The following is a 6,000-nucleotide window of genomic DNA, read 5'->3' as shown; positions in this document are numbered from 1 at the left end:
GGCGAAGCGGTGCTTCGGTCGCAATTCACCCATGTGAAAGTAGGGTGAAGGCGGGTTATGGAAAGTGAACAATTTCACTTTCCACCGACTGAACGCTAAGGCCTCTGGCCGCCAGCCGGACCATTGCCAAGCTCCTAATTAGAGGTCGACGAAAGACATTTATCCATGAATATCATCGACATTAGTACTTCCATGTACGTCAAACCCGTTGCAGCAATGCAGCGGGTTTTTTGCTGTGTGAGATTTAAAAAAGTGTCGATGAAGCTGTAGACAGAATGGTGTTGTCTACTCGTCCATGAAGCTTGGTCCCATCGCGCATCTCGATAATTGCGCCTGCATTATACCAAATTGATTAAATTTATGATCTAATGTCAAAATCCAATTTTCATCGATGTGGTAGTGATTTTGCAGCCCTCTGATTTATAAAGCTCTCCAAACAAACTAAAGATCCAAGAAAACGGTATAAACAGCTCCCGCATCGTGTGTGGGATGACAACGGAGTGGTTGTTGGAGGCGTGGTAGAGCTGGGTAGACCTGGAGCCGCGGCAGAAGAACCACACGATACGTATAGCAGCGACGCCATCTCAAACGTGCTCCTTATCTTATGTTGTATAGAGCCACTTCTGATGAAGTGTCACTATTTCTCCATTCATATAAACCCCACTATTGTCATCCCACATTTACTTCGAATGAATAGCAAAGACTGTACGCCGTGCTCTTATTTTAGCTCTGACTCCTCCATACGGTCATCTCACGTAGCGACCCAGAAAATGACGGGAGCGCCTACACTGTGACAATTCGTCGTCAAACTTACACCTTTAGGCAATTGGTCACTCGATCAATACTCAATTTAGAATGTTAAGTGGTTACGGAGCTTGAAATGTGATGCTCGACCTGTGTACTTAACATGAAAATATGGTGAGCTAAAGTTCCCCAGTATAGGGAAGTTATGCAATGGAATTAATATTTAAATTATTTAAATCAACAGTGTACCGAAAAATTCATGAAAATGAAAAATACTAATGTAAATTTAAATTTACAATAAATGTAAACATAGTTAAATAAATGTTCCATTTTGTGTTTATTTTCTCTGCAATTGAGCTACATTTTGATTGGAAATTAACCAAACAACAAAAAAGGAACAAGTATGCGTAAACTAAACACACTCGCTTTTGCCATTCTGGCGGGCATTTCTGGACAGTCTTTGGCTCAGGCTGAGTTACTGACTACAGATCAGAATAAAGCCATTCCAGGCAAATATATCGTCGTGTTTAAAACGCCAACTGTACTTAATACACAAAGTGCAATGGCTATCTCAGACTATGCTACAACCCAGGCACAGGCTTTAAGCAATGCCTACAATGTGGACGTCGCTAAAAGCTTCAACGGTGTGCTTAACGGTGTTGTAGTGAATGCATCTGCAGGTGATGTGAAAGCAATGCTGAAAGACCCTAACATTGCCTACATTGAACAAGATCAAATAGTCACAGTGACGCCTCAGGCTTCAGGCGATCAGAGCAACGCGATTTGGGGCCTTGACCGTGTAGATCAGCGCGCATTGCCTCTGAATTCAAACTATCACTACGACTTTGATGGTTCAGGCGTAACGGCGTATGTCATTGATACAGGTGTTCGTATTTCGCATAGCGAATTTGGCAACCGTGCAAGCCACGGTTATGACTTTGTAGACAATGATGCGGACTCTTCTGACTGTAATGGTCACGGTACGCACGTTGCTGGTACCATCGGCGGTTCACAATATGGTGTTGCGAAAAACGTTAATGTTGTCGGTGTTCGTGTATTAGGTTGTAATGGCTCAGGTTCATATTCTGGTGTGATTTCAGGTATTGACTGGGTTAAAAACAATGCTTCAGGCCCATCTGTTGCGAACATGAGCTTGGGTGGTGGTGTGTCTCAGGCCGTTGATGATGCCGTTAATGCTGCTGTTGCTTCTGGTGTGACTTTCGTAGTAGCTGCTGGTAATGACAACAGTGATGCTTGTAACTACTCTCCTGCTCGTGCAGCCGATGCGATAACTGTTGGTTCGACAACTAGCAGTGATGGTCGTTCAAGCTTCTCAAACTATGGCTCTTGTCTTGATATCTATGCGCCAGGCTCTAGCATCAAATCTGCATGGTATAATTCCGACAGCTCTACCAACACAATCAGTGGTACTTCAATGGCTGCACCACATGTAGCAGGGGCGGTAGCATTGTATCTAGACCAGGATCCGTCGCTTACTCCAGCGCAGATAGATTCATTGCTTAGTAGCAGAAGTACTAAAGGTGCGGTATCCGATGCCAAAGCAAGTTCACCGAATGAGCTGCTTTATACTCTTGAAGGTGATGCGCCGCCTCCACCACCACCGCCAGGCCCAACTGAGCTAGTTTCTGGTGTCGGTGTTGCAGCATCTGGTGCATCGGGCTCTGAGACTTTCTATAAACTGTCGGTTCCTGCCGGAGCTGCATCGGTTTCTTTCACACTCGCTGGCGGTTCAGGCGATGCTGACCTTTATGTTCAGCAAGGCTCTCAGCCTACGCAGAGCAGCTATGCATGTCGCCCGTATAAAAATGGCAACAACGAGTCTTGTGAATTCTCTAACCCAGCAGCAGGTGACTGGTACGTGATGCTACATGGCTATAGCCAGTATTCAGGTGCTACGCTGACAGGTACTTTTGGTGATGCTTCAGGTTGTGGTGCAAACTGCCTTGAAAACGGTGTGCCAGTAACAGGGCTGTCTGGTGGCACGAACTCTGACACACGTTACACTATTGAAGTGCCAGCAAATGTGACGCTGAATGTGAGTATTTCAGGTGGTTCAGGTGATGCTGACCTGTATGTACGCAAAGGGACTCAGCCAACGACAAACAATTATGATTGTCGTCCATACCGTTCTGGCAACAATGAAACTTGTACTCTGAGTTCAGGTACGGATGGTGGTACCTACCACATCATGGTACGAGGCTACAGCAGCTATACAGGTCTTACGTTGCAAGGCAGTTTCTAACTTAATACTTAGAAATACGAGAAAGGCCGGTTTATATCGGCCTTTCTACTTCAATGCTGATGATTAATATACTTTACAGATAAGGCCTTTGAGGTAAAACCCCTCAGGGTAACAGCCTGCTATAGGGTGATCTGCTGCCTGATTAAGGCGCTCCATAATTAATAAGTCTTTACCTGCATCCAGAGCGGCATCTGCCACTACTTTTTGGAACAAGTTCTGTTCCATCAGACCCGAACAAGAGAAGGTTAGCAAAGTACCACCTGGCTTAAGTAATTGCATAGCCAGCATATTAATGTCTTTATAACCACGGCAGGCACCATTAAGCTGTGCTTTACTTTCGGCAAATTTAGGCGGATCCATGACAATGGTGTCAAACTGACGGCCTTCCTCGCGGTATTGCCTTAGCAACTTGAACACATCTTGCTTTACAAACTGAGCCCGCGACAAATCTAGTTCATTGTGCTCTACATTACGCTTAGCTGTATCCAGCGCAGGCTGAGAGACGTCGACATTGATTACTTCCTCACACTCACCACGGAGCGCATACAGACCAAACGTGCCTGTATAGCAAAAGCAGTTAAGCACTGACTTACCTTTTGAGAAACGCTCGAGTGCCGCACGGCTGTCTCTTTGGTCCAGGTAGAAGCCGGTTTTGTGACCAGATTTAATATCGACCTCAATCTTCAAGCCGTTTTCCATGATCACAACTGGCGCTTCAGGTTCGTCTCCCCACAATACACCGGTGGTTTTCTCAAGTCCTTCCTTTTTTCGTACATCTACATCGGAGCGCTCATAGATATGGCATTCGGGAAACAGCGTTCTGAGTGCTTGCACGATTTCGCCTTTATGGCGCTCTGCACCGGCACTTAAAAGCTGACAAACCAGATAGTTGTCAAACTTATCAATCGTTATGCCGGGCAGACCATCTGACTCGGCAGCACATAGTCTGAAGCCGGTTAACTGTCCTTCTTCAATGACCTGTTCGCGCGCTGCGAGTGCACGTGCTAGTCGTCGTTCGAAAAATGACTGATCGATTTGTTCGGATTGTTCAAAGCTCCAGATCCGCGCTCGGATCTGAGAGTCTGGACTGTATGCGGCTGTGGCCAGGTATTGACCGTCGTGACTATAAATAGTCACTGTATCGCCAAGTGCAGGCTTACCTTTGACTTTTTTGATTGCCTTAGAAAAGATCCAAGGGTGCTTTCTTTTTAAAGATTTTTCACGGCCAGGTTGTAAATACAGCGCGCAAGACATATAAATTCCTTACAGTAGATTATGGTGACATTTTAGTGAAGCCAATAACAACATACAATCAGAACCACGAGGTTAAGGGATAAATGACATTAAATACGATGGAATTTGAGGCTGCATGCAGAGATTTTATGCTAACAACCGAATTTGCCGATACTGCCCACGATTTATCGCATATCTTGCGGGTAGTCAAAACCGCGAAGCAATTGTGTGCGGCCGAAGGTGCTGACCTCGAAGTCGTCTTGCCCGCAGCCTGGCTGCACGACTGTGTAGCAGTGGCCAAGAACCACCCGGATAGGTCAATTGCGTCTAAACTGGCAGCCGACAGAGCTGTCGCTTTTTTATCAACGCTAGACTACCCAAAAGACAAGCTACCTTCTGTACACCATGCAATTGTCGCACACAGTTTTAGTGCCAATGTGACCCCAGATACTTTGGAGGCTAAGGTTGTTCAGGATGCCGATCGTATGGACGCGTTAGGCGCTATAGGGGTGAGTCGGTGTATGAAAGTTGGCGGCGCGATTGCCAGGCATATGTATCATATCGGTGACCCTTTCTGTCAGGAGCGTGAGCCGGATGATAAAAAATATACTTTAGATCACTTTTACATCAAGTTATTAAATATTGCAGAGCAAATGCATACCCAGTCGGCAAAACAAGAAGCGCAGCGGCGCACAGAATTCATGCGCGGATTTTTGCAAGAGTTGGGAAGAGAAATTGGTATCTCTGACTAGCGGGTCATGCGTTTTACAAATACGACAACGAACAAAGCAAGCGAAAAGCTGCCGGTAAATGCTTCAACCGTTGCGATTAATCGGGTGATGCCGGTCGGCGTTATGTCGCCATAGCCAAGTGTTGTAAAGGTAACCACACTAAAATAAATACAATTAAGCAACGTGCTTAGGTTTTCTGACCAGGAAGCCTGGCTGGAAAATTGGATAAGCCCGTCATTGTAATTGATACCGAACAAGAAGTAGCAGATTGCGCAGGCAATGATCATACCCAAACTGAAACGGATGACATTTTCGGGTTTCTCACCATAGCCACATAACATATCAACAAAAGAGGACACCAAGCGGCGTTTGGAAAATTTGGGATATTGCGCGTGTCGCATGCGCAGTTCGCTGTAAGTATATTTCCCGGCCATTTCAAATAGACCTTGCTGCTCAGCACCTTTTCTTAGTAATCGATAGATTTCTTCAGACTGCAAAAATAAGTCGTTTGCTTCTTCTTGATCTTGCTGTTTTAGTGCCTCATTGGCTTGCTTTTCCTGTAAAAGCTTGTCGCCGAGATAGAGGTTGTCAATACGGGTCTTATCGAGTTTCATGCCTAACAGGTTTGTATCTCCAAGTTTGCAGCAGTGCAGATTGGCGTCACGTAAGTCCGCTTTCATCAAAGAAGCATTTTTAATTGTGCTGTTGAATAAATGAGCACCTTGTAAGTTCGCACGATAAAAATTACTGTATGACAAGTCATAGCCTTCGTGGTTGTCAAATTTGACCAAATTAAGGCCTTCAAGATTTGCCCGTTTTAACTCCAGACCTTGCAGGAGACCGCCTCTTTTGGCGTATCGCTCCAGCTTTTGTGTTAACTCCAGACCGCTCTTGTCAAATTTGCTATCATGCCAAAAGCAATAGCCTGAACCCATATCTATTTCTTGGCATTTATGGCCATCGGGTGATTCATATTGGCAAAGAGGTTTGTTGTTCATAGTGCGCCAGATCAATCCTTCTTATAAATAA

4 protein-coding genes are annotated in these 6,000 nt (G+C 45.3%); 2 read left to right on the top strand and 2 right to left on the bottom strand.

Translation table 11 applies throughout. The features are described from left to right. Nucleotides 1–1,147 precede the first annotated feature (1,147 nt). Nucleotides 1,148–3,007: a S8 family serine peptidase gene (locus CWB98_RS21525; RefSeq protein WP_138546687.1), complete on the top strand. Its 1,860-nt coding sequence runs from the start codon at nt 1,148–1,150 to the stop codon at nt 3,005–3,007. Nucleotides 3,008–3,070: 63 nt separating this feature from the next. Here CWB98_RS21525 and CWB98_RS21520 read toward each other — a convergent pair whose 3' ends face one another. Then, nucleotides 3,071–4,261: a class I SAM-dependent methyltransferase gene (locus tag CWB98_RS21520; RefSeq protein WP_138546686.1), complete on the bottom strand. Its 1,191-nt coding sequence runs from the start codon at nt 4,259–4,261 to the stop codon at nt 3,071–3,073. 83 nt (nt 4,262–4,344) lie between these two features. On the opposite strand from CWB98_RS21520, the gene CWB98_RS21515 reads away from it, so the two are divergent. Continuing rightward, nucleotides 4,345–4,992 (top strand): HD domain-containing protein, encoded by a 648-nt coding sequence (locus CWB98_RS21515; protein WP_138546685.1) that lies wholly within the window; start codon nt 4,345–4,347, stop codon nt 4,990–4,992. On the opposite strand, the gene CWB98_RS21510 is transcribed toward CWB98_RS21515, so the two are convergent. Next, complete coding sequence (locus tag CWB98_RS21510; protein ID WP_138546684.1) at nt 4,989–5,969, bottom strand: ion channel; 981 nt, start codon at nt 5,967–5,969, stop codon at nt 4,989–4,991. The two genes, CWB98_RS21515 and CWB98_RS21510, sit on opposite strands and share 4 nt — an antisense overlap. Between the last annotated feature and the right edge of the window lie 31 nt (nt 5,970–6,000).

The organism is Pseudoalteromonas rubra (genome assembly GCF_005887115.1).
Taxonomy (GTDB): domain Bacteria; phylum Pseudomonadota; class Gammaproteobacteria; order Enterobacterales; family Alteromonadaceae; genus Pseudoalteromonas; species Pseudoalteromonas rubra_F.
This window is presented reverse-complemented; position numbering and strand designations above follow the sequence as displayed.

Coding starts and splice junctions, on each gene's coding strand:
- CWB98_RS21525 (WP_138546687.1), top strand. CDS start 1,148: ATGCGTAAACTAAACACACTCGCTTTTGCCATTCTGGCGGGCATTTCT.
- CWB98_RS21520 (WP_138546686.1), bottom strand. CDS start 4,261: ATGTCTTGCGCGCTGTATTTACAACCTGGCCGTGAAAAATCTTTAAAA.
- CWB98_RS21515 (WP_138546685.1), top strand. CDS start 4,345: ATGACATTAAATACGATGGAATTTGAGGCTGCATGCAGAGATTTTATG.
- CWB98_RS21510 (WP_138546684.1), bottom strand. CDS start 5,969: ATGAACAACAAACCTCTTTGCCAATATGAATCACCCGATGGCCATAAA.